Genomic DNA, 22,167 nt, shown 5'->3' with positions numbered 1-22,167 from the left:
CATTGTCTCGCGTATTGACGGGACCTGCGGCTTTTAGCTTAGAAAGAGAATGAGGTGACCTATCCATGGCGGAATTGACCCCCATGATGAAGCAATACCTGAAAATCAAGGAGCAAAACCCCGATTCCATCGTGTTTTTCCGTCTGGGTGACTTCTATGAGATGTTCGACAGCGACGCGCGCACCGCGTCGAAGGAGCTGAACCTGACCCTCACCAGCCGGGATAAGGACCCGAACAAGGCCCCGGAGGATCGGGTCCCCATGTGCGGAATCCCCTACCACTCCAGCGACGCATACATCGCCCGGCTGATTGCCAAGGGCTACAAGGTGGCCATCTGCGAACAGATGGAAGACCCCGCAACAGCCAAGGGTCTGGTGGAACGGGACATCATCCGGGTGGTGACGCCGGGAACCGTGATCGACGCGGCGTGTCTGGACGAGAAGGCGGGCAATTTCCTCTGCGGAATCTACCTTGACTCCAAACACGCCGGGGCGGCCTTCTGCGACATGTCCACCGGTGAAACCCACGTCACATCTTTTTCAGGGAAAGACCGGGCAGAGCACATTGTCAACGAGCTGGGCCGCTTCTCTCCTGCCGAGGCGGTGGTGAACGACGAGGCCTTTGCCGAGGAGCATTTGACGGAAGCCCTGCGGGAAAAATTCAACTGCCGGGTGGAAAACGGCGGCGAGGGTCGCTTTCTCTCCGGCGAGGCGGAAAAAAGCATCCTCATCCAATTTGGCGAGGATGGCTGGCAGAGCCTGCCCACAGACAATCCCGCGGCAGCAATGGCGCTGGGGGGGCTTTTAAGCTACCTCCATGAAACCCAGAAGACGGACCTGAGTCACATCAACCGGTTGGACTATTACGAGCAGGGCCGGTTTATGGAGCTGGACCTAAGCTCCCGCAGAAATCTGGAGCTGACAGAGACGATGCGGGGCAAGGAGCGGCGCGGCAGCCTTTTGTGGGTTTTGGACAAAACGAAAACCTCCATGGGGGGCCGGTGTCTGCGAGGCTGGCTGGAACGGCCCTTGCTCTCCGTCACCGCCATCAACAGCCGCCTTTCCGCCGTGGCCGCGCTGGTGGACAACACCATCGGCCGCGAGGAGCTGATTGCCGCCATGAGCGGGCTGGGGGATTTGGAGCGGCTGATCGGCCGCATTACCTATGGCACCGCCGGCGGGCGGGACCTTGCGGCTCTTCGCTGCGCCATTGAAAAGCTGCCGGACATCGCGGCGCGGCTGTCCGCGTTTTCCGACCGGCGGCTTCGTGAGCTTTCGGACCTGTTGGACCCGCTTGCGGACGTGGGGGCGCTGATTGCCGCCGCCATCTGCGACGAGCCGCCCTTTTCCGTCCGGGAAGGGGGCTTCATCCGGGACGGGTACGACCCGGAGGTGGACCGTCTTCGCAGCGTGATGAACGGGGGCAAGGGATTGCTTGCGGACATTGAGGCCCGGGAAAAGGAAATGACCGGCATCCGGACCCTGAAGGTAGGCTTCAACAAGGTGTTCGGCTATTACATCGAGGTCAGCAAGTCCATGATCGACAAGGTTCCCGACAGCTACATCCGCAAGCAGACCACCACAAACGGCGAGCGGTATGTCACGCAGGAGCTGAAGGATTTGGAGCGGGAGATTCTCACCGCTTCAGAGCGGGTGACGGCGCTGGAATATCAGCTTTTCACCGCGCTGCGGGAAAAAATCGTGGCCGAGGCCGCCCGGATTCAGCAGACCGCGGGGGCGGCAGCCGAGCTGGACGCGCTGGGGTCCCTTGCAAGCGTGGCGGCGCGGAACGGCTATTGCCGCCCCCATGTGGACGAGTCCGGCGTTGTCGAGATTACCGGGGGACGGCACCCCGTGGTGGAGCAGGTGCTGAAAGACAGCCTGTTTGTCCCCAACGACACGTTTATGGGCGAGCGGGAGCAGCGGGTGGCCATCATCACCGGCCCCAACATGGCGGGTAAATCCACCTATATGCGTCAAGTCGCCTTAATTGTGCTGCTGGCTCAGGTCGGCTCCTTTGTCCCCGCCGCCGCGGCCCGCATCGGCGTGGTGGACCGGATTTTCACCCGCATCGGCGCAAGCGACGATCTGGCGGCGGGCCAATCCACCTTCATGGTGGAGATGACAGAGGTGGCGGACATTCTCCGCCACGCCACCAAAAAAAGCCTTCTGATTCTCGATGAAATCGGCAGGGGCACCTCCACCTTTGACGGCATGTCCATCGCCCGTGCGGTGGTGGAGCACTGCGCAGACCCCAAAAAGCTGGGAGCCAAAACCCTGTTCGCCACCCACTATCACGAGCTGACGGAGCTGGAAGACACGCTTCCCGGCGCGGTGAACTACAATATTGCCGTGAAAACCCGGGGCGAGGAAATTATCTTCCTGCGCAAAATCGTCCCCGGCGGGGCGGACCGGAGCTACGGCATCGAGGTCGCAAAGCTGGCGGGCCTGCCCGACAAGGTGGTGGCCCGGGCGAGAACCGTTTTGGAAGAGCTGGAGGCGGAAAACGGCGTGCAGTATGTAAAGCCCCGGCAGGAGGCCCGACAGGTGTCTTTGGACGCGGTGGGCGAGGGCGAAGTGCTGGACGCGCTGCGCCGCTGCCAGCCGGATACGCTGACCCCCATTGAGGCCATGGGCCTTTTGTACGAGCTGAAGCGCAAGCTGTCCTGACAACAACGAAAAGGAGAACTACATGGCAAGACAGCGCACAAACGCAAACCTCTCCTCGGGGGAAGTAACGGGCGGCACGATTTTCTTTGTGATTTATCTGCTGGTCCTCCCTTTTGCAACAGACCCGCTGTTTCGGTTTGCAGAGCTGCTTTTGGACGTCAATATCAGCGCTGGAATGCAAAGCGCCATTTATTATTACGTGCTCTTTGCTGTCACGGCGATGATTTTCCACGGCCTTCTGGGCCGTTCCACCCGGACGCTGGTGGACAATGCGGCGCTGGCCGCGAAAACCCTCGGCATGGGCCTTGTTGCGCTGTACGGTCTGAACGAGCTTGTCTATCGCCTGACCCACGCGCTGATGAACAATCAGACCAATCTGAACGATGTCAGCATTTCCGCCCGGATTGACACCGCGCCCCTAAGCACACTGCTCATCGTGCTGTTTCTTGCCCCGTTTGTAGAGGAATTTCTCTTCCGCGGCCTTGTCTTCGGCGGTCTTCGCAGCCGCAGCCGCACGGTGGCCTATCTTGTCAGCAGTGTGTTATTTGCGTTTTTACATGTGTGGCAGTTTGCCTGGGGGAATCAGGACGCGGCCTATTTCTGGCTGATGCTGCAATATCTGGTGCCCGGCGCGGTGCTTGCCTGGGCCTATGACCATTCGGGAACCCTGTGGACCTCCGTGGCGCTGCACGGACTGGCCAACGCGCTGAGTGTGCTGGTCTCGCGGCTGTGAGCGGACGAATTAGAAAGGTTTTGCTATGACAATTCCCCACATTCAACAACTGGACCCCCATGTGGCGGACCTGATTGCCGCCGGCGAGGTGGTGGAGCGGCCCGCCAGCGTGGTGAAGGAGCTGGTGGAAAACGCCGTGGACGCGGGCGCCTCCGCCGTAACGGTGGAACTGCAAAACGGCGGGATGCGCCTGATCCGCGTGACGGACGACGGCTGCGGAATCGCCCGGGAGGAGCTTCCCACCGCATTTTTGCGCCACGCCACCAGCAAGCTCCGCGCCGCAGAGGATTTGGCGGGCGTGGGCACGCTGGGTTTTCGGGGCGAGGCACTGGCGGCCATCGCTTCCGTGAGCCGGGTGGAGATTTCCTCCTGCCGCCGGGGCGAAACCGGCGCTTCCCTTCGCTTGGAGGGCGGCATTGCGGAATCGGTACGGGACGCGGGGGTTCCGGAGGGGACCACCATCGCTGTCCGGGATTTGTTTTTTAACACCCCGGCCCGGCTAAAATTCATGAAAAAGGACAGCGCGGAAACCGCGGCGGTAAACGGCCTGATGCAGCATCTGGCCCTGAGCCACCCCGAGATTTCCTTCCGCTTCATCAAGGACGGGACCGAAGCCCTTCACACCCCCGGCGACGGAAAGGCGGACTCCGCAATTTACGCCGCCCTTGGCCGGGAATTTGCCCGCACGCTCACACCCGTGGAAGGCCGGGGCGGCGAGGTCACTGTCTCCGGCTTTGTGACAAAGCCCCTTTTGGGCCGTGGCTCCCGCTCTATGCAGACGTTTTTTGTTAACGGACGGTTTATTAAATCCCAGCTTCTCACCGCCGCGCTGGAGGAGGGGTACCGCAATCAACTGATGAAAGGGAAATTCCCCGGCTGCGTGCTGCGGATTGACCTGCCAGTAACGGAGGTGGACGTGAATGTCCACCCTGCCAAAACCACCGTGAAATTTTCAAGGGACCGAGAGGTGTTCGACGCGGTGTACCACACTGTGCTGGACAGTTTGGCGGCGGACGGACTGCCGCAGGCGGCGGCTCCCGCACCGGAGACGGTGGTGAATCCCCGGGGGGATTTTTACCAGACCATGGACGCGAAAACCTTTCGCCACAGCGCCCTTTCCGGGGACAGCAACGCCGGAACCCATTGGCGAGTTGCGGACCGGACACAAAGCCCGGAAGAAAAAGCCCCCGCTTTTACCGGGTGGAACACCGAGCGGCCCTCCTCCGTCCATGTGGCGGACAGCGCCCGGGAAGCGTTTGCATACGCGCCCTCCCATCCGGTTGAGCTTTCCGTTCCCGTTTCCGGTGGCTTTTCTGCAAAAGCGGAAGTCCCGGACGCGACTTTGAACGAGGAAGGCCGGACGGTGGACTCTCAAACAGAGGCGTCTGCACGCGCTGCCGAAGGAGCGTATTTTTCCCAGCAGCCTACCGATTCCGCACCCGCAGGGCCGCAGGTTTCAGAGGAAAGGCCCTTTGTGCCCGCCATTCCCATGGAGCAGGAGACTTTGACCCTGCCGGGAGAACGGATGACACAGGACGGACCGGAGGCTCCCTGGCGCATCGCAGGGGAGGTTTTAAAAACCTATATCGTCTGCGAGGACGCACACCAGAATGTGTGGCTAATCGACAAGCACGCCGCCCACGAGCGGGTCAACTTCGACCGCCTGATGGCATCCCAGCAGCCGCCGATGCGCCAGACTCTGCTGCGCCCCGTTGCGGCGGAGCTGTCCCGCGAGGACTGCGCGCTGCTGCTGGAAAATCTTCCTCTGCTGGAATCTCTGGGCCTTGCCTGCGAGGACTTTGGAGACGGGGCAGTTCTGGTGCGGGAGGTCCCGGCAGATCTGGACGCGGCGGACATTCCCGCCACGCTGGAGGAACTGGCTGAAAATCTGCGCGCCGGGCGCAGTCCCACGGAAAAGCGGCAGAATCTGCTGCACACCATCGCCTGTAAGGCCGCCATCAAAGCGGGCTGGGACAGCGATGAAAGCGAGCTGCGGGCGCTGGTAGACAAGGTGCAGTCCGGCGAGATTCAATACTGCCCCCACGGGCGGCCCGTGAAGGCGCGAATGACCAAATACGAGCTGGAGAAAATGTTTAAACGGGCATAAAAAGAAAGGAGCCATAGTATGGCAAATCGATTTGTAAAAATAGAGCGAGAGGGAACGCTCAACGGCAGTGAAATCTGGGTGGACCGGGAGACGGGCGTAAACTATTTCTTCCACTTCAGCGGCTCCGCCGCTGGGCTGACCCCCCTTTTGAATGCCGACGGAACGCCGGTGGTCACCCCGCTGGGACCGGAGAACTGATATGGCGGAAAAGCTCATCTGTGTGGTGGGCCCCACCGCCTGCGGAAAAACAACGTTGGGCGTTTTACTGGCCCAAAAATACAACGGAGAGGTCATCTCCTGCGACTCTATGCAAATTTACCGGGGCATGACCATCGGCACCGCCGCCCCCACACCGGAAGAGACGGTGGGAATCCCTCACCACTTGCTGGCCGTGGCGGACCCAGAGGAGAACTGGTCCGCCGCCCGGTACGTCTCTGCCGCCACGCCGGTGGTGGAAGATATTCTGGCCCGGGGGAAACGTCCTGTTTTGGTAGGCGGCACCGGGCTGTGGCTGGACGCGCTGCTGCGGGGCCACGGCTTTGCCCCCGGCATGGCGGGCGGCGCCAGCCGCGCGGCGTTGGAAGCCCGACTGGAGCAGGACGGCATCGGCCCTCTTTTGGAGGAGCTGCGCCGGGTGGACCCCATTTCCGCCGAAAAGCTCCATCCTGCCGACGAAAAGCGCATTCTCCGCGCATTGGAGGTCTTCCACGAGACGGGACAGACCATCTCCGCTCACAACGCCGCCGAGCGGGCGCTGCCTCCCAGATTCGACGCGGTGAAAATTGGGCTGCGGTTTGCTGACCGGGACGACATGAAGGCACTGATTGACCGCCGGGTGGACGCCATGGTGGAAGCAGGGCTTTTAGACGAGGTTCGCGCGCTTTTAAGCCGTGGCCTTCCCCGCAGCGCCACCTCTATGCAGGCCATCGGCTATAAAGAGTTCGCCGGGGTTCTGGCTGGGGAAAAAACCGAGGGCGAGGCCGTGGAAGAAGTGAAGCTCCGCTCCCGGCAATACGCTAAGCGCCAGCTCACCTGGCTGCGGCGGGACCCGTCCGTCCACTGGATTGACTGGGAAAAAACCAGAGATTTTGTCCGCGCCATGCAGATTTCGACTGAAATCCTCTCCGAGGAGGGCTTATTCTAGGTCCAAGGCGGGCAGAGAAAGCTCGGTCCGCTTGAAAAAAAGAAAAGGAGCGGATACATATGCAGAACAAATCAAACTTGCAGGACATTTTTCTTACCAAGGCCCGTCGGGATCGGGTCCCCGTCACGCTGTTTTTGATGAACGGCTTTCAGATGCGGGGGATCATCACAGGGTTCGACTCCTTTGTGGTGATTCTGGATTCCGAGGGCAAGCAGCAAGTGATTTACAAGCACGCCATCTCCACCATCGCCCCCGTGCGGACGGTGGACCTGAACGAGGAATAACCGGGCGAAGCAAAGATGGCGCGTCCTGCCCAAAAGACAAAGAAGGTACCTATGAAAAAACACAACGCTCCGAAAATCGAATCCGTCAGAAGCACGGAGGCGGAAGCGGCCCATGGAAACACCGCCGGGAGAAAGGGCGGAGCGCTGGGCGCCAAAGCCTTAACTGCCTTGATTTTTTTAGCAGTTTTGACCTACTTTGGAGTCAAGGTCTATCAGGCCTATGCCGACCCGCTGATTACCGCCGTGGCCTATTCCTATCAGGTGGAGGACACCCTCTCCGTCACCGGCTTTCTGGTGCGGGACGAGCTGGTGCTGCCGGACTCCGGAGGCGGACTGCTGCGGCTGACCCGGTGGGAGGGCGAGCGGGTAGCCGCAGGCGGAAAGGTGGCGCAGATTTATTCCGATCAGGCCTCCTTGGACCGGCAGACGGAGATTGACAAGCTCCAGACCCGTCTGGACCAGTTAAACTACGCGTCGGAGGCGGCCTCTGCCAGCGAAGCGGCCCTCCAACTGGACAGCCAGATCGCGGAAACGCTTGTAACCATGCGCCGGGCCGTGGCCGCGGACCGGCTGGACACGGCCACCGGCAGCGTGGCAGAGCTGGAGGCGCTGGTACTGCGCCGTGATTACACCTATACGGACGCCGAAGAACTGAAAGCCCAGACGGCGGAGCTGAAAAGCCAGCTTACCTCGCTGAAGGCCCAGTCCGCCGGCTCCTCTCGGACGGTGACGGCCCCAAAGGCAGGGCTGTATTCCGCCGTGGTGGACGGCTATGAGACGGTTTTGACGCCAGATACGCTTGACGCCCTGACCCCCTCCACCCTTGGCAGCCTACAGCCCTCCGAGACTACCGGCGACGTTGGAAAGCTGGTGGTGGGAGAGACGTGGTACTTCGCGGGCGCTTTTTCTGCTGCCGACGCAAAGGCCCTTGTTCCCGGCGCCACGCAGACCCTGCGGTTTGCCAAGGGCGTGGACCGGGATTTGAGCGTCACCGTCCAGTCCGTCGGCGAAGCGGAAAACGGGCGGGTGGCCGTGGTATTCCGCGGACGCTCCTATTTGGCGCAGCTTACGCTGCTTCGCCGCCAATCTGCCGACGTGATACTCTCCTCCTACTCGGGCATTCGGATTCCCCAGCAGGCCATCCGGGTGGACGAAAACGGCACCGCCGGTGTTTACTGTATTGTAGGCGTGGAGGCCTGCTTTAAGCCTGTGACCGTGCTGTGGTCGGGAGACGACGATTACGCCGTAGTCCGTGCGGAAGGGGTTGGCAAGACCGCCCTGCGCCCCGGCGACGAGGTGATTCTTTCCGCGGCGGGACTGGAGCACGGCGCGATTGTCAATTACGCGGGCTAGAGAAAGGAAGGCTTTTATGTCGATTAAAGAAAACGTCGCGCGGGTGCGCGCTGAAATCGCGGCGGCGGCCAAAGCCGCAGGCCGTGATCCGGCGGAGATTACGCTGGTTGGGGCCAGTAAAATGAATGACTCCGCCGCCTGCCGGGAGGCGATTGCCGCCGGTATCGACGCGCTGGGAGAAAACCGGGTGCAGGAGATGACGACTAAGCTGGCTGAAAACGCCTATGACGGCGCGCCTCTCCACTTCATCGGCCATTTGCAGCGCAACAAGGTGCGTCAGGTGGTGGGAAAGGCGGCGCTGATTCAGTCCGTAGGCTCCGACGCGCTGCTGGAGGAAATTGAAAAGCAGGCGGAAAAGCTGGGAATTGTGCAAGACATTCTTCTGGAGGTAAACGTGGGCGGCGAAGAGGCCAAAAGCGGCTACGACTCCGCGTCCATTTCCACCGCCGCCCAAAAGGCGATGGAACTGACCCACGTCCGGCTGAGGGGACTGATGACGGTACCCCCCATCGAGACAAAGCCGGGGGAAAATCTTGCAAATTTTGAAAAAGTCGGCAGGCTTTATGTTGACATAAATCAAAAACTATATGATAATACACTCGATATCTTGTCGATGGGGATGAGCGGGGACTATCCCGACGCCATCCGCGCCGGAGCCACCATGATCCGCGTGGGAACGGCCATTTTTGGCCACCGGGCGTACCCCGCCGCAAATCAGGAGGGAACTGTATGAGCCTTTTGGATGAACTAAAAAAATGGACCCATCCCTATGAGGATGAGGACGAGGACTTTGACGATTTTGACGGACCGTCTCGCAGAGAGAGCGCCTTTGAAGAGCGCAAGTCTTCCCGCGGGGAGGAGCGCCACAACAAGGTGGTCAACATTCACGCCACGACGCAGTTGAAGGTGGTTCTGGTGAAGCCCGAGCGGTTTGAAAACGCCTCGGAAATTGCAGACCATCTGAAGGACAAGCGCACCGTGGTTCTCAATCTGGAATCCACCAATAAGGACGTGGCCCGGCGGCTGATCGACTTTTTGTCCGGCGTGGCCTACGCCGGCGAGGGCAAGATTAAAAAGGTGGCCGCCAATACGTACATCATCACGCCCTATCATGTGGACATTCAGGGAGACCTGATTGACGAGCTGGAGAACAACGGACTTTATTTCTAAGTCTGTCCGCCCGGGGAGCCCGGGAGAAAAATCTATGAAACCGGCGTCCCCGCGGACGCGGAGGGGGTTATTGCATTGCTGACACCGCAGGAGGTTTCCGGCCATGCGTTTGCAAAAGCCGTGATGGGCGGCTACAACATGGCCATGGTGGACGAATTTCTGGACGAGGTGACCGACGATTACACCGCGCTGTACAAGGAAAACGCGGCATTGAAGGCAAAAATGAAGGTACTGGTTGAAAAAGTGGAGGATTACCGCGCCACGGAGGACTCCATGCGAGCCACCCTGCTCACCGCCCAGAAGATGGCCGACTCCATCGTCCGGGAGGCGGAGGCAAAGCGCGATCAAATGCTGCGGGACGGGGAAATTCACGCGCAGGAGAAAATTGGGGCTTTGCGCCGCGAGGCGGAGGAGATGCAAGAGCGTCTGCGTCTCGGTCAGCGGGAGCTGGCGGCTTTTTCGGAGCGGGTGCGCGGCCTGTGCCGCCAGCAGCTTCAGTTTTTAGAGCAGCTCCCTCAGGCGGAGGTGAGCGCGCCGGCTCCGTCCGCGCCGGAAATTCCCACCGGAGAAATCGAAGCCAGCATTATGGGCTCCTTCCGGCAGGAGGAACCCGCCCCCACCGAAATTCCGGCGGAGGATTTTGCCGGGGAATCCGTGCCCGTTCAAACGATTCCGGCTCAATCCGAACCGACACAGCCCGAAGCGACGGCTCGGCCTGCGCCAGAGCGCACACCGGACCGCGTAGAGCAGCCCGCCTCGACAGAAGCGGAAAAGGGCGACGAATTTCCCTATCCCGAGGGGAATCCGTTTATTCCCATGTCGGAGGAGCCAACAAAAAAAATTGAGCTGGACGAATTGAAGTTCGGACGGAACTACAACCGGTCCGAATAAGCCGCTGGAAGCAAAGAGTTCCGCCGGACGATGCGTTCGGCGGGGCTTAGGCTTTTCGGACCACGGGCACGATGGAGCGCACGAAGCCGTTCAGACCGAGATGGCTTTTAGGAGCCGCCTGCCGGTTTGGGACGGTTTTGCTTTTTTGTGGGCTTCATCCGGGAAAGGAAGGACTCTTATGCAGCGGGAAACCAGACCCATTGCGGCGTTTCTCTATGACTTTGACAAAACCCTGTGCACCACCGATATGCAGGACTACGCCTTTATCCCAAGTCTTGGAATGGCCCCGGCGGAATTCTGGGAACAGGCCAACAGGTTTGGACATGAAAACCGCATGGACGGGATTCTTGCCTATATGTACACCATGCTGCGGGAGGCGGGCCGGAAAAACCTGCCCTTTACCCGGGCGGAGCTGGTGGAAAAGGGTCGCAGCATTGTTCTGTTCCCCGGAGTAGAGGACTGGTTTTCCCGGGTGAATGCTTTCGGCGAGGAGCAGGGCGTGCAGGTGGAGCATTATGTCATCTCCTCCGGCCTGCGGGAAATTATCGAGGGCAGCTCCATCAGCGGAGCGTTCAAGGAGATTTACGCCAGCGAGTTTTACTACGACGAGCAGGGCCGCCCGGTCTGGCCCAAGCTGGCGGTGAATTTCACCGCCAAAACCCAGTTTGTCTACCGGATCAACAAGGGCGTGCTGGACGTGTCCAACGACCGGGACCTCAACGCCTCCATGCCCGACGACGGCAAGCGCGTCCCTTTTACAAACATGATCTACGTGGGGGACGGGCTTTCCGATGTGCCTTGCATGAAGATGATGCGGGCCTACGGCGGACAGGCCATCGCCGTGTATCAAGCGTCCAACCGGACGGGGGTGGAGGATTTGCTGGCCAAGGGCCGGGTGGACTTCATCTTTCCGGCGGACTACTCCCCCGGCACGGCGCTGGAGGAGACGGTAAAAAACATTCTGCGCCGTATGGCGATCACCGAGCAGTTGACGGAGGAAAACACCCAGCAGCTCCGCTCCATTGGGCGGTGTGAGCTGCCAGAGCAGGCCTGTCTGTTTTAAACGTAAGAATTCTCTTTACACGCTGTATAGTTTCTGTTAAACTATACAGCGTGTAATTTTACGTCCGCGTTTTGACGGACAATGGCGCGGGCCATGGGAGGCTGCCTTGCACTCCCCTCGTCAAATACGGCGACACCTCCGGGTTTGAGCGCGGCGGACGACAAGTGCAGTTTGATTTTAGAAAGCAGATGATTCGACGGCGAATCAGCGCGAAGGAGAGAGAAACAATGAACACGGAATTTTCAAGAACCCTGTCCCTTTTACGGCAGGAGCGGGGTGTTTCCCAGCGGTCGGCGGCGGGAGAGCTGGGCATTTCTCAGGCCCTTTTGAGCCACTATGAAAACGGGGCACGGGAGCCGGGCCTTGCGTTCGTGGTGCGAGCCTGCGAATACTACCATGTGTCGGCAGACTTTTTGCTGGGTCGAACGCTTACCCGCGAGGGCGGCGCGCTGACGGAGGATGATCTTGTCAGCATGGCGGATCAGGGAAACATTCTGCGGGGAAGCGTTCTTGCTACCCTCCAATCCAAGCTGATCGGCGGAGCGGTGAGCGTTTTGTTTGATCTTCTGGGCAGGCTCAACGACAAAGACGCGGTGAACGAAGCTGCGCAGATGCTGGGTGGCGCCGTCTACATTCTCTTCCGCCGCTTGCACCGGGCCGGGGGTGGCAACGAGTCCATGTTCTCCGCCCCGGCGGAGCTGGTGGCCATGGGCCTGCCTGCCGCCGGAATGAAGCTGGCGGAGACGCGGTACGTCCGCTCACTGGAAACCCTGCGGTCCCAAAAGACCAATTTCCCCGACACCACAGGGGAGACGCTGAGCAAAAGCTATCCCGGCAGCGGCCAGTGTATCACGCAGGTGCTTCACAGCGCGGACGCAAGGGTTGCGGCCCTTGTGAAAGAGTGAGAAAATGGGCTTTCAAACTCTGTCTTTTCTGCTGTTGCTGGCCCTGACGGCGGTTCTTTGCCCTATGGCGGCGAAAAAAAGCAGACCGGCCGGAATCGCGCTGTTAACGCTTTTTTCCGTGATATTCTACCTGTGGGGACTGGAGCCCCACACCATGCTCGGCCTCGCCGTGCTGGTATTGGGAAGCTTTGTGACCTTTGCCGCCGCGCAGGCTTTCCACTTCAGGCGGGAAACACCGCGCAAGTGGGCACTCGCCATGGCGGCGGCGTGGCACATCGCGGTGCTGCTGGGCTTTAAGTATCTGGGTTTTTTCACAGGCGGAACCGTCTCTCCGGGCTGGGTGCCCTTGGGCCTGAGCTTTTTTACCTTTCAGCAGCTATGGTTTTTAAAGGAGGTCGGCACCGGGGAATTTTTGCCGACGGAGTTGAGCGGACTACGGCGGAACGAATTTGCGCTGTTTTCTCTATTTTTTCCCACAGTGTCCTCCGGCCCCATTCTGCGCCCCAGTGGGTTTTTCCCTCAGCTTCGGGGCGAAAAATTTCTTCGCCCCGACTGGGACGACCGGGCGGCGGGACTGTATGCCATTTCCTTCGGCATGGCGAAAAAAGTCCTGCTGGCGGATTCTTTGGGCGCGGTGGTCAACGGCGGCTACGCGCATTTAGACGGGCTTACCGCCCCCGGCGCGTGGCTTGTCATCTTGGGCTATACCCTGCAATTGTATTTTGACTTCTCCGGGTATTGCGACATTGCCGCAGGAGCGGCCCGGCTGCTTGGCCTGCGTCTTCCCATAAACTTCGACTCGCCCTATCGCTCCTTGAGCGTGGGAGAGTTTTGGAAACGGTGGCACATCACGCTGACAACATTTTTGCGGGAGTGCCTGTACTTTCCTCTGGGAGGCAGCCGCCGGGGCGAACTGCGGACCTATGGCAATATTCTGCTGGTGTTTCTCGTCAGCGGCTTCTGGCACGGAGCAGGCTGGACATTCCTCGTCTGGGGCCTGCTTCACGGTCTTGCGCAGGTCATAGAGCGGGCCGCCGGGGCGCGGCTTACTCACCTGCCAAAGGCTTTGCGCTGGGCAGGAACGTTTTTATTTGTGAATCTGGCGTGGGTCTTTTTCCGCGCCCCGTCTTTTTCGGCGGCGGCGTCCGTTTTGCGAAGCGCTTTTTCCATCGGCGTGGGAATCCCTCCTTTCATGACGGAAAACCTGCTCCCCTCAGAGACGACCGCTCTTTCCGCGCTGGGGCTTGGACCAAACGCGGGCATGTTTTTGTTGACGGCGGTGTTTTTGATCGCACTGCTTGCTGCGCTGAAGCCCGGAAACACCATCCGCCGGATGGAAACCTTCCGACCAACCTTCCTGCGGGGCGCGGTTTGCTGCATCCTTTTAGCGTGGGCCGTGCTGTCGTTTTCCGGGGTGTCCACGTTCATCTATGCGAATTTTTGAGGAGGGCGCTGTGAAAAACGCAAAAAAGCGCTGGGCCGTGGGGCTTTTGGCGGGCTTTATGTTTATTTTGTTTCTCTGCGCCGGCACGGTGGCGGCGGTGGACCCCTTTTTCCACTACCACGACCCGGACCCAGAGGGAGAGGTCTGGTTTGACGAACGGTATCAGGCGGCGGGCCTTTTACGGAGCCAAAGCTATGAAACAGTGCTGATGGGCACGTCCCTTGCCGCCAATTACCGTCCCTTCTGGTTCGACGTGTTTTACGACACCTCCACCGTGAAGGTGACTTTTCCCAACGGAGGGTTTCACGAGTTTACGCAGGCGCTGGACTACGCCTACACACGTCAGAACGTGAAACGGGTGATTTTCGGTCTGGACCCCAACATTCTGGCTCGTCCCGCGTCAGACGCGCCGGACCAGCTTCCGGATTATCTCTATGACGACAAGCCGTGGAACGACACAGAGTACCTTTTCAGCAAGGACGTGCTGCTCCGCGCCGTCTACGCCGCGGGGGAAAAGGCCCGAGGGCAGACGCTTCCCTTGCAGGACGCGTTCATGTGGGACGGAACCATGTATTTCAGCCGCGAGCTGGCCCTTGGCAGTTATGAGCGGCCGGAAATTGCAGACGCCCCCCTTTCTGCGGACGCGTTTTTACAGGACTGCGACGAAAACCTGGCGGTGGTGACAAGCTGGCTGAAGGCCCATCCCGACACGGAGTTCGTCTTTTTCCTCTCACCATACAGCATCCTCTATTGGGACAAAATGCAGCGTCTGGGTGAAACCGACGCGGTGTTTTCCCTGCTGCGCCGTACCGCGGAGACGCTGCTGCCCTATAAAAACGCAGACATTCAGTGCTTTTTGACCGACACGGACACCATCTGCGATCTGGAAAACTACGCCGACCACATCCATGTGGCGGGCCGGGTGACCTATGCCATGTCTCAGGCCATGCCCGGGGACGAATACCGTCTGACAGAGGAGAATTACCGTGAGAGGCTGGACGCGCTCCACGCCTTTGTGGTAAACTACGACTACGAAAAAATCTTCGCGTAAATCGCGCCGCACCCCCTGTGGGACAGGCGCCAAGGAGGCTTTCCATATATGACCGATCAGTCTCATATCCGCAACTTTTCCATCATCGCCCACATCGACCACGGCAAATCCACGCTGGCCGACCGGCTGCTTGAAAAATGCGAGGCCGTCTCCGCCCGTGAAATGTCCAGCCAGCTTCTGGACAACATGGATTTGGAACGGGAGCGGGGCATTACCATCAAGGCCCGGGCCGTAAAGCTGAAATACAAGGCACAGGACGGCGAGGTTTATGAGCTAAACCTCATCGATACCCCGGGCCATGTGGACTTCAACTACGAGGTTTCCCGCTCTCTTGCCGCCTGCGAGGGAGCCGTTCTGGTGGTGGACTCCACTCAGGGCGTGGAGGCGCAGACCCTTGCCAACACCTATCTTGCCATGGAGCACAATCTGGAAATTCTGCCGGTGTTCAACAAAATTGACCTGCCCGCCGCCGACCCCAAAAAGGCAAAGCAGGAGGTCGAGGACATCATCGGCCTGCCCGCCATGGACGCGCCGGAAATTTCGGCAAAAATGGGCATCAACATCGACGCGGTGCTGGAGGACGTGGTGAAGCACGTCCCCGCCCCCAAGGGGGACCGGGCTGCACCGCTGAAGGCTCTGATCTTTGACAGCCAGTATGACGCGTACCGGGGCGTGGTGGTCTATCTGCGCGTGATGGACGGAACCCTGCGCCCCGGGATGCAGGTGAAAATGATGGCCTCCGGCGCGGTGTACGGCATCGTGGAGTGCGGTCATCTGCTGCCTCTGGGGCTGGAACCCTGCGACACGCTGGAGGCCGGCGAGGTGGGGTATTTTACCGCCAGCATCAAAAATGTGAAGGACACCCGGGTGGGCGACACGGTGACGGGCGCGGAGCGCCCGGCGGCAGAGCCGCTCCCGGGCTATCGGCCCGCGCAGGCCATGGTTTACTGCGGCATCTACACCGAGGACGGGTCTGAGTACCCCGACCTGCGGGACGCCCTTGACAAGCTCAAGCTGAACGACGCGTCCCTCTCCTTTGAGCCGGAGTCCTCTGCGGCGCTGGGCTTTGGCTTCCGATGCGGCTTTTTGGGAATGCTGCACATGGAGGTGATTCAGGAGCGGCTGGAACGGGAGTTTGATCTGGATTTGGTGACGACCCTTCCCTCCGTTATTTATCACGTGACAAAAACCGATGGCACGGAGCTCACCGTGGACAATCCCCACAACTATCCCGACCCCACCGCCATTTTGGAGGCGCAGGAGCCTTATGTGAAGGTGTCCATCATCAGCCCCAACGAGTATGTGGGTAACATTATGCCCATGTGCCAGAACCGGCGGGGAGAATTTAAGGACATGCAGTATCTGGACACGAACCTGGTCGAGCTGCATTATCAGATGCCCCTCAACGAGATTATCTACGACTTTTTTGACACCCTGAAAGCCAACACCAAGGGCTATGCTTCGCTGGACTATGAGCTTTCAGGCTATCGCCCCAGCGACCTTGTGAAGGTGGATCTGCTGCTCAACGGCGACCATGTGGACGCTTTGTCCTTCATTGCCCACCGGGACAAGGCCTATCCCCGGGCGCGGCGGCTGTGTGAAAAACTGAAGGACAACATTCCTCGCCAGCTTTTTGAAATCCCTATTCAGGCAGCCATCGGTGGCCGGGTCATCGCCCGGGAGACGGTGAAGGCCATGCGCAAGGACGTGCTTGCCAAGTGCTACGGCGGCGACATTACCCGAAAGAAAAAGCTGCTTGAAAAGCAGAAGGAGGGCAAAAAGAAAATGCGCTCCCTCGGCACCGTTCAGGTCCCCACGGAGGCATTTCTGGCTGTTCTCAAACTGGACGGGGACGAATGATTTTTTCAAAGCAATGCCCGGCCCCTTACAGGGGCCGGGCATTGCTCAAGCTCAATATGAAATAAAATTCATAAATTTTAAATAATATATCACAAATTTTAATTATTTAGTTTTTTTCAAAAACAAATAATCCATAAACTGTTTGTAATACAAGGATTTTTTAGGATTGTTTAAATTTTATTGCAGTTTTTCACAAAAAAATTATGCATATCTATTTGAATGTTTCCATATGGGATATTGACGGAAGCTGCGAAATGGCGGATAATATAAATTGTAAATAAAAGTAAACTCGCAAAGAACAGTCAAACACTGCAGGATTAAATATATCTGGTGTTTTGGCGAGTCATCGATTTGGACTTGAGGGGAGATTTTTATTTGAAAAAAGAAAGGCGTCAGCCCTCAGAGAGCTTCCTCGTGGCGGCGCTGCTGGCAGTGTCCGGCGGCGTGCTGGACGCATATACCTATCTCTGTCGGGGCGGTGTCTTCGCCAATGCCGAAACGGGAAACATCGTTTTGCTTGGTATTCGTCTGGCTCGGCGGGAGTGGAGTGCGGCGCTGTCGTATCTGGTTCCGATCTTTGCCTTCGCTCTGGGCGTGCTGGCCGCGGAGATGATAAAAAGCCGTCGCCTTTACAAAGCTGGTCGCTTCCACTGGCGGCATTTTACGCTGGGAGCGGAGATGGCGGTGCTGATTCTGGTTTCCTTTATTCCACTGGGAGATGCCGACGGGGCGGTAAACGCGCTGGTTGCGTTTGTATGCGCCATGCAGGTGGAGGCGTTCCGCAAGGTGCAGGGCCACGCCTTTGCCACCACCATGTGCACCGGCAACCTGCGCAGCGGGACAGAGGCGCTGTATGCGGGCGCGCTGCGTCGTGACAAGGTGCTGCTGAAAAAAGGGGCGTATTACTATGCCGTCATCAGCTTTTTTATCGTCGGAGCGGCTATAGGCACCGCGCTGTCGGCCCTGTTCCCCCAGCAAACGGTGCTCGGAGCCGTGGGTTTTCAGGCAGCGGCTTTTGTGGCAATGATTCTGCGGGAAAAAGAGTAGGCCCAAGCCTTGTCCGCCCTGTGCGGGAGAAATCGGGCTTGCCAAATACGGCAGTGTGGGCGAATCTCTGCGCCTTCGGGAGAAAGAATTTCTTAAAAAATGGCGGGAAGCGAGTCTTCCCGCATTCCGCCACTTTTTCTCTTTAATTCATTCCCTCGAGAAAGGCCGATTTTTTCATGCAGAACACTACATGCTCCAAAAACAGCGATGTGACCGCCGAGGGCGTGATATCGCGCTTGAGGGCGATGCCCACCTCTCGAAACTGAGTGATATCCATGGGCAGACGGACAATATTGTAACGGTTGGGCCGCAGAATCAAATCATGCACGATGCTCATACCCAGACCGCACTCCACCATAGACAGCAGAGCAAAATCGCTGGTCACCTCATAGATGGTTTTGGGGCGGGTTTTAAGGTGATCCAAAAATTGAGTAATCTCATAGTCCTGCACCTCCTTGAGGTTTACAAAGCTTTCCTCCGGCAGGCGGCTGACGGGAAAGCAAGGCTCGTTGACCATGGGATGCTCCGGCGGTAAAATTGCTACCAGCGAATCCTGAAAGAGATAGGTGGTTTCAAATTCACCGGCGGCGGGCATGGCCAGAAAGCCGCAGTCGATCATGCCACGGCGCAGCCAGTCGGTAATATTGCAGTATTCTCCCGTGAAAAGCTGTATCTGAATATTGGGATATTTCTCATGAAACAGGCGCAGAACCGATGGCAGCACGCTGGTGGACAGACTTGTAAAGCAGCCCACCCGCAAAAGCCCGGAGTGAACCCCATGGAGCTCAGAAACCGCAAAATTCAAATCCCTGTAATTTCTGACGATTTCCTGAAGCTTCGGCAAAAGATTCCGCCCCTCCGAGGTAATCTCAATGCCGGAGCGATTGCGGGTTAGCAGCGTCACCTGCCACAAATCCTCTAAATCCGCAATCATTTTGCTCACGGCGGACTGGGTATAGCCCAAATCGTTTGCCGCCTGCGTGATGCTGCCGGTTTCAATGGTTCGCAGATAGGCAATGTATTTCCGAATGCTCATGGAAAAATTTTCAGCTCCCTTTTACATTCCAAATTAGAATGTTATGTAAAAAAATAATTCGCTTTCTTATTTCTTCATTAAACTATACAATAGATGCTAGGGGATTTCAACAGTTAGCTGTGTCAATTCCCAAATAAAAGCCGTTTTTCGGCTTTGGCAAGATAAAAAAGGAGGAAGTGTCATGGTTCGCTATTCGTTCATCGGCGCCACGGGATATGTCTGTGGGGAGCTGCTTAGGATGATGGTCAATCATCCCGAGGCGGAGCTTGTCAACGTGCTGGATACCTTTGGGGTGGGCAGCAAAATTCAGGAGTCTCATCCCGCTCTGCGCGGCTTTTACGACAGGGACATCATGGAGCTGACGGAGGAAAATGTACGTCTTACTGCCCGGGCGAGCGACGTTGTGTTCATTGTCGTCCCCTCCGGCGAGGTGGTTCAGTTCGCCAGAATCGTTCTGGGCGAGGGAAAGAAGCTCATCGACATCGGCGCGGATATCCGCTTCCGGGACGCTGAGGTTTGGAACAAGTGGTACAGCGCCGAGCATCCCGACCCCGAAATGACCCGGGAGGCTGTTTACTGCATTCCCGAAGTGATGCGCGATCTGGCCCGGGGCAAAAACTTGATTGCGAACCCCGGCTGCTATCCCACTGCCTCCACGCTGGGGCTTCAGCCCATGCTGAAGGCGGGCCACATCGTGGAAAACACCATTGTAATCGACGCCAAGAGCGGCTATACCGGCGCGGGTCGCCGCCCGGGGCTGAACAAGCTGCTCACCGAGGCGGAGAATAACTTCTGTGCATACAGCTTGAGCGCGTCTCACCGCCACACCCCTGAGATTGAGCAGAACATCGCCTACATCACCGGCCGGGACACCATGAAGCCGGAAACCTGGCAGTACATTAACTTCCAGCCCCACCTCCTGCCTCAGGTCCGCGGCATTGAGGTCACCATTTATGCCACGCTGGATCAGGACTATTCCAACGACGAGCTCTATCAGATGTATTCCGAATTTTACAAGGACGAGCCTTTCGTCATGGTCTTCCCCGCCAGCCAACCCGTGCAGACCAAGTGGGTCTACGGCACGAACCTGTGCGCCATGACCCCCGTGTATGACGCGCGGACCCATCGTCTGATCGTCAGTTCCGTAATCGACAACATCGGTAAGGGCGCGGCAGGCCAGGCCATTCAGAACATGAACCTCATTATGGGCCTGCCGGAAACCACCGGCCTTCTGGTCCCACCCATGTATCCATAACTTTTAGGTTTCCTTCCCATTCATATTCAGAGAGGAGTCATGCATATGGCATATCAAGTGATTCAGGGTGGAGTTACCGCTCCCAAGGGCTTTACAGCCGGAGCTGTTTACGCGGGGATTAAAAGCCGCAAAAAAGAAAAGCCCGACGTGGCCGTTTTGTATTCCGAGCAGCCCTGCGCCTGCGCCGCCTGCTTCACCACCAACAAGTTCTGCGCCGCCCCGGTGATTCTGGGCCGGGAGATTCTTAAAAAGGGCAAGGCCCGCGCCATCGTCATCAACAGCGGCAATGCCAACGCCGCCACCGGCGAGCAGGGCATCCGGGATGCAAAGCTGGTGGAGACGGAGACGGAAAAGCTTCTGGGCCTTGGTGAGGACGAGGTGTTTGTCTGCTCCACTGGCGTCATCGGGCAGCGCCTTCCTGTGGATAAGGTGCTGGACGGCGTGCGTCGTGTGGTGCCTAACATGTCTGCTGACAAGGGGACAGAGGCCGCCTGGGCCATCATGACGACCGACACCATGCGCAAGGAATCCGCCTATGAGCTGACCCTTTCCGGCGGAACCATCCGCATCGGCGCCATGGCAAAAGGCTCCGGCATGATCCATCCCAATATGGCCACCATGCTGGCCTATGTCACCACCGACGCCAAGGCCGACTCTGCGGATTTGCAGAAGATGCTCTCCGCCGCAGTGGACAAGAGCTTCAATATGTGCACGGTGGACGGCGACACCTCCACCAACGACTCCATCTTCCTGCTGGCCAACGGAGCCTCTGGTGTGGAAATCAAAACGGAAGAGGACAAGGCAGCTCTGGCAGGCCTGATTGAGTACATCTGCATCGACATCGCCCGGCGCATTGCCTCCGACGGAGAGGGCGCCACCCACCTCATCGAGGTGGAGTCTTATGGCCTGCCCACCGAGCACGACGCGCGGCTGGTGGCCAAGTCCATCGCGGGCTCCATGCTGTTCAAGGCCGCTGTCTTCGGACGGGACGCCAACTGGGGCCGCATTATGGCCGCCGCGGGCTATTCCGGCGCGGATGTGGATCCCACCCGGGCAGACTGCATCATTAAGAGCGCCGCCGGCGAGGTGCAGGTAATGAAGGACGGCTTTGGCACCGATTTCAGCGAGGAAAAGGCCAAGGAAATCCTCACCGAGCATGATATCACCATCATCGTCCGTTTCTATCAGGGCGACGGGCAGGCCAAGGCCTGGGGCTGCGATTTGACCTATGACTATGTGAAGATCAACGGCGACTATCGCTCTTAAGGAGGGTACATATGACCAACATCGCAAACAAGGTGGAAACCTTGATGGAGGCGATGCCCTACCTGCAAAAATATGCCGGTAAAATCGTCGTCATCAAATACGGCGGCAACGCCATGATCAACGAAGAGCTGAAGGACGCCGTGCTGCACGACGTGGTGATGCTCAAGCTCTTGGGTCTGAGGCCCGTGCTGAGCCACGGCGGCGGCCCCGGCATCAACAAAATGCTGGAGACGCTGAACATCCCCGTGGAGTTTATCGGCGGCCTGCGCTACACCTCCGAGGACATTATGCGGGTGGTGGAAATGGTGCTGGTTGGGCAGGTAAACACCGAGCTGGTGGGCTTTATCAACAAGCTTGGCGGCAAGGCCGTGGGCCTGTCCGGCGTCAGCGGGGACATTTATCACTGCCACAAGCGCAGCGAAGAGCTGGGCTATGTGGGCGACATTGATTACGTGGACCCCACATCCATTCTCGCCATGCTGGACGCAGGCTTTATCCCCGTGGTCGCGCCCGTGGGGACCGACGGGCAGGGCCACACCTACAACATCAACGGCGACACCGCCGCGGGCAAGCTCGCCAGCGCGCTGGGTGCAGAAAAGCTGGTGCTGCTGACGGACATTGAGGGCCTTTGCAACGATATCAAGCTGCGGGACGTCATCAGCTATCTCAACACCGGGGATGTTCAGATGCTCAAGGACCGGGGGACCATCGCGGGCGGCATGATTCCCAAGGTGGACTGCTGTGTGCAGGCCATCGAAGAGGGTGTTGGCAGCGTGCACATCATTGACGGGCGCAAACCCCATAGTATCCTGTACGAGGCTTTTACCGACGAGGGCATCGGCACCACCGTGGGGACGGAGCGGCCCAGCGTGGGCATTCAATAACCAAA

Annotated in this window: 20 protein-coding genes; 19 read left to right on the top strand and 1 reads right to left on the bottom strand. The window is 58.6% G+C overall.

Annotated features, from left to right (window positions below; translation table 11 throughout):
* The first annotated feature begins 65 nt into the window (after window positions 1-65).
* The 16 genes from mutS (at window position 66) to RTU96_RS05035 (ending at window position 17,721) form a co-directional block, all read left to right on the top strand.
* Window positions 66-2,669 (top strand): DNA mismatch repair protein MutS, encoded by a 2,604-nt coding sequence (gene mutS, locus RTU96_RS05110; protein WP_312635327.1) that lies wholly within the window; start codon window positions 66-68, stop codon window positions 2,667-2,669.
* A 22-nt stretch (window positions 2,670-2,691) separates the two neighbouring features.
* Window positions 2,692-3,402, top strand: coding sequence for a type II CAAX endopeptidase family protein (locus RTU96_RS05105; protein ID WP_312635326.1), 711 nt, complete (start codon window positions 2,692-2,694; stop codon window positions 3,400-3,402).
* A 25-nt stretch (window positions 3,403-3,427) separates the two neighbouring features.
* Window positions 3,428-5,509: a DNA mismatch repair endonuclease MutL gene (mutL, locus tag RTU96_RS05100; protein WP_312635325.1), complete on the top strand. Its 2,082-nt coding sequence runs from the start codon at window positions 3,428-3,430 to the stop codon at window positions 5,507-5,509.
* A gap of 18 nt (window positions 5,510-5,527) precedes the next feature.
* Window positions 5,528-5,707, top strand: a complete 180-nt coding sequence (locus RTU96_RS05095) for a DUF6440 family protein (protein WP_312635324.1) — start codon at window positions 5,528-5,530, stop codon at window positions 5,705-5,707.
* A 1-nt stretch (window position 5,708) separates the two neighbouring features.
* Window positions 5,709-6,653, top strand: coding sequence for a tRNA (adenosine(37)-N6)-dimethylallyltransferase MiaA (gene miaA, locus RTU96_RS05090; RefSeq protein WP_312635323.1), 945 nt, complete (start codon window positions 5,709-5,711; stop codon window positions 6,651-6,653).
* A gap of 59 nt (window positions 6,654-6,712) precedes the next feature.
* Complete coding sequence (gene hfq / locus RTU96_RS05085) at window positions 6,713-6,937, top strand: RNA chaperone Hfq (protein WP_312635322.1); 225 nt, start codon at window positions 6,713-6,715, stop codon at window positions 6,935-6,937.
* Between the two features lie 51 nt (window positions 6,938-6,988).
* A complete protein-coding gene (locus RTU96_RS05080; RefSeq protein WP_312635320.1) occupies window positions 6,989-8,290 on the top strand; it encodes an HlyD family efflux transporter periplasmic adaptor subunit in 1,302 nt (433 codons plus the stop codon).
* 16 nt (window positions 8,291-8,306) lie between these two features.
* Window positions 8,307-9,023, top strand: coding sequence for a YggS family pyridoxal phosphate-dependent enzyme (locus tag RTU96_RS05075; protein WP_312635318.1), 717 nt, complete (start codon window positions 8,307-8,309; stop codon window positions 9,021-9,023).
* Window positions 9,020-9,460 (top strand): cell division protein SepF, encoded by a 441-nt coding sequence (locus RTU96_RS05070; protein WP_293009945.1) that lies wholly within the window; start codon window positions 9,020-9,022, stop codon window positions 9,458-9,460. Before RTU96_RS05075 ends, RTU96_RS05070 begins: the two co-directional genes overlap by 4 nt.
* A gap of 75 nt (window positions 9,461-9,535) precedes the next feature.
* The gene (locus tag RTU96_RS05065) at window positions 9,536-10,351 is read left to right on the top strand and encodes a DivIVA domain-containing protein (RefSeq protein ID WP_312635317.1); all 816 of its coding nucleotides are present in this window, start codon (window positions 9,536-9,538) and stop codon (window positions 10,349-10,351) included.
* Between the two features lie 178 nt (window positions 10,352-10,529).
* A complete protein-coding gene (locus RTU96_RS05060) occupies window positions 10,530-11,414 on the top strand; it encodes an HAD family hydrolase (protein ID WP_312635316.1) in 885 nt (294 codons plus the stop codon).
* A 227-nt stretch (window positions 11,415-11,641) separates the two neighbouring features.
* Window positions 11,642-12,319: a helix-turn-helix transcriptional regulator gene (locus tag RTU96_RS05055; RefSeq protein ID WP_312635313.1), complete on the top strand. Its 678-nt coding sequence runs from the start codon at window positions 11,642-11,644 to the stop codon at window positions 12,317-12,319.
* A gap of 4 nt (window positions 12,320-12,323) precedes the next feature.
* Window positions 12,324-13,763 (top strand): MBOAT family O-acyltransferase, encoded by a 1,440-nt coding sequence (locus RTU96_RS05050; RefSeq protein ID WP_312635312.1) that lies wholly within the window; start codon window positions 12,324-12,326, stop codon window positions 13,761-13,763.
* 10 nt (window positions 13,764-13,773) lie between these two features.
* Entirely contained in the window at window positions 13,774-14,814 is a 1,041-nt protein-coding gene (locus tag RTU96_RS05045) for a hypothetical protein (protein ID WP_312635311.1), read from the top strand.
* 48 nt (window positions 14,815-14,862) lie between these two features.
* On the top strand, window positions 14,863-16,674 hold the full coding sequence (gene lepA / locus RTU96_RS05040; protein ID WP_312635310.1) for a translation elongation factor 4: 1,812 nt from the start codon (window positions 14,863-14,865) through the stop codon (window positions 16,672-16,674).
* A gap of 375 nt (window positions 16,675-17,049) precedes the next feature.
* Window positions 17,050-17,721 carry a YoaK family protein gene (locus RTU96_RS05035; RefSeq protein WP_312635308.1) on the top strand — a complete coding sequence of 224 codons (672 nt, stop codon included), beginning with the start codon at window positions 17,050-17,052 and terminating at the stop codon, window positions 17,719-17,721.
* A 142-nt stretch (window positions 17,722-17,863) separates the two neighbouring features.
* Here the strand turns inward: RTU96_RS05035 and RTU96_RS05030 are convergent, their stop codons facing one another.
* Window positions 17,864-18,757, bottom strand: coding sequence for a LysR family transcriptional regulator (locus RTU96_RS05030; RefSeq protein ID WP_312635306.1), 894 nt, complete (start codon window positions 18,755-18,757; stop codon window positions 17,864-17,866).
* Between the two features lie 181 nt (window positions 18,758-18,938).
* Here RTU96_RS05030 and argC point away from each other — a divergent pair, with 181 nt between their 5' ends.
* From argC to argB, 3 genes are read left to right on the top strand one after another with little or no spacing between them, the layout of a single operon-like run.
* Window positions 18,939-20,012 carry an N-acetyl-gamma-glutamyl-phosphate reductase gene (gene argC, locus RTU96_RS05025; RefSeq protein WP_312635305.1) on the top strand — a complete coding sequence of 358 codons (1,074 nt, stop codon included), beginning with the start codon at window positions 18,939-18,941 and terminating at the stop codon, window positions 20,010-20,012.
* Window positions 20,013-20,057: 45 nt separating this feature from the next.
* Window positions 20,058-21,278, top strand: a complete 1,221-nt coding sequence (argJ, locus tag RTU96_RS05020) for a bifunctional glutamate N-acetyltransferase/amino-acid acetyltransferase ArgJ (RefSeq protein ID WP_312635304.1) — start codon at window positions 20,058-20,060, stop codon at window positions 21,276-21,278.
* Window positions 21,279-21,289: 11 nt separating this feature from the next.
* Window positions 21,290-22,162 (top strand): acetylglutamate kinase, encoded by an 873-nt coding sequence (argB, locus tag RTU96_RS05015; protein WP_312635302.1) that lies wholly within the window; start codon window positions 21,290-21,292, stop codon window positions 22,160-22,162.
* The last annotated feature ends 5 nt before the right edge of the window (window positions 22,163-22,167 follow it).

Source organism: Oscillibacter sp., from assembly GCF_032018205.1.
Lineage (GTDB): Bacteria > Bacillota > Clostridia > Oscillospirales > Oscillospiraceae > Oscillibacter.
Note: the sequence above shows the minus strand (reverse complement) of the source record. Positions and strands in the feature narration are given on the sequence as shown.

Excerpts from the sequence above, each read along its gene's own strand:
- mutS (WP_312635327.1), top strand. The coding sequence starts at position 66 with ATGGCGGAATTGACCCCCATGATGAAGCAATACCTGAAAATCAAGGAG.
- RTU96_RS05105 (WP_312635326.1), top strand. The coding sequence starts at position 2,692 with ATGGCAAGACAGCGCACAAACGCAAACCTCTCCTCGGGGGAAGTAACG.
- mutL (WP_312635325.1), top strand. The coding sequence starts at position 3,428 with ATGACAATTCCCCACATTCAACAACTGGACCCCCATGTGGCGGACCTG.
- RTU96_RS05095 (WP_312635324.1), top strand. The coding sequence starts at position 5,528 with ATGGCAAATCGATTTGTAAAAATAGAGCGAGAGGGAACGCTCAACGGC.
- miaA (WP_312635323.1), top strand. The coding sequence starts at position 5,709 with ATGGCGGAAAAGCTCATCTGTGTGGTGGGCCCCACCGCCTGCGGAAAA.
- hfq (WP_312635322.1), top strand. The coding sequence starts at position 6,713 with ATGCAGAACAAATCAAACTTGCAGGACATTTTTCTTACCAAGGCCCGT.
- RTU96_RS05080 (WP_312635320.1), top strand. The coding sequence starts at position 6,989 with ATGAAAAAACACAACGCTCCGAAAATCGAATCCGTCAGAAGCACGGAG.
- RTU96_RS05075 (WP_312635318.1), top strand. The coding sequence starts at position 8,307 with ATGTCGATTAAAGAAAACGTCGCGCGGGTGCGCGCTGAAATCGCGGCG.
- RTU96_RS05070 (WP_293009945.1), top strand. The coding sequence starts at position 9,020 with ATGAGCCTTTTGGATGAACTAAAAAAATGGACCCATCCCTATGAGGAT.
- RTU96_RS05060 (WP_312635316.1), top strand. The coding sequence starts at position 10,530 with ATGCAGCGGGAAACCAGACCCATTGCGGCGTTTCTCTATGACTTTGAC.
- RTU96_RS05055 (WP_312635313.1), top strand. The coding sequence starts at position 11,642 with ATGAACACGGAATTTTCAAGAACCCTGTCCCTTTTACGGCAGGAGCGG.
- RTU96_RS05050 (WP_312635312.1), top strand. The coding sequence starts at position 12,324 with ATGGGCTTTCAAACTCTGTCTTTTCTGCTGTTGCTGGCCCTGACGGCG.
- lepA (WP_312635310.1), top strand. The coding sequence starts at position 14,863 with ATGACCGATCAGTCTCATATCCGCAACTTTTCCATCATCGCCCACATC.
- RTU96_RS05030 (WP_312635306.1), bottom strand. The coding sequence starts at position 18,757 with ATGAGCATTCGGAAATACATTGCCTATCTGCGAACCATTGAAACCGGC.
- argC (WP_312635305.1), top strand. The coding sequence starts at position 18,939 with ATGGTTCGCTATTCGTTCATCGGCGCCACGGGATATGTCTGTGGGGAG.
- argJ (WP_312635304.1), top strand. The coding sequence starts at position 20,058 with ATGGCATATCAAGTGATTCAGGGTGGAGTTACCGCTCCCAAGGGCTTT.
- argB (WP_312635302.1), top strand. The coding sequence starts at position 21,290 with ATGACCAACATCGCAAACAAGGTGGAAACCTTGATGGAGGCGATGCCC.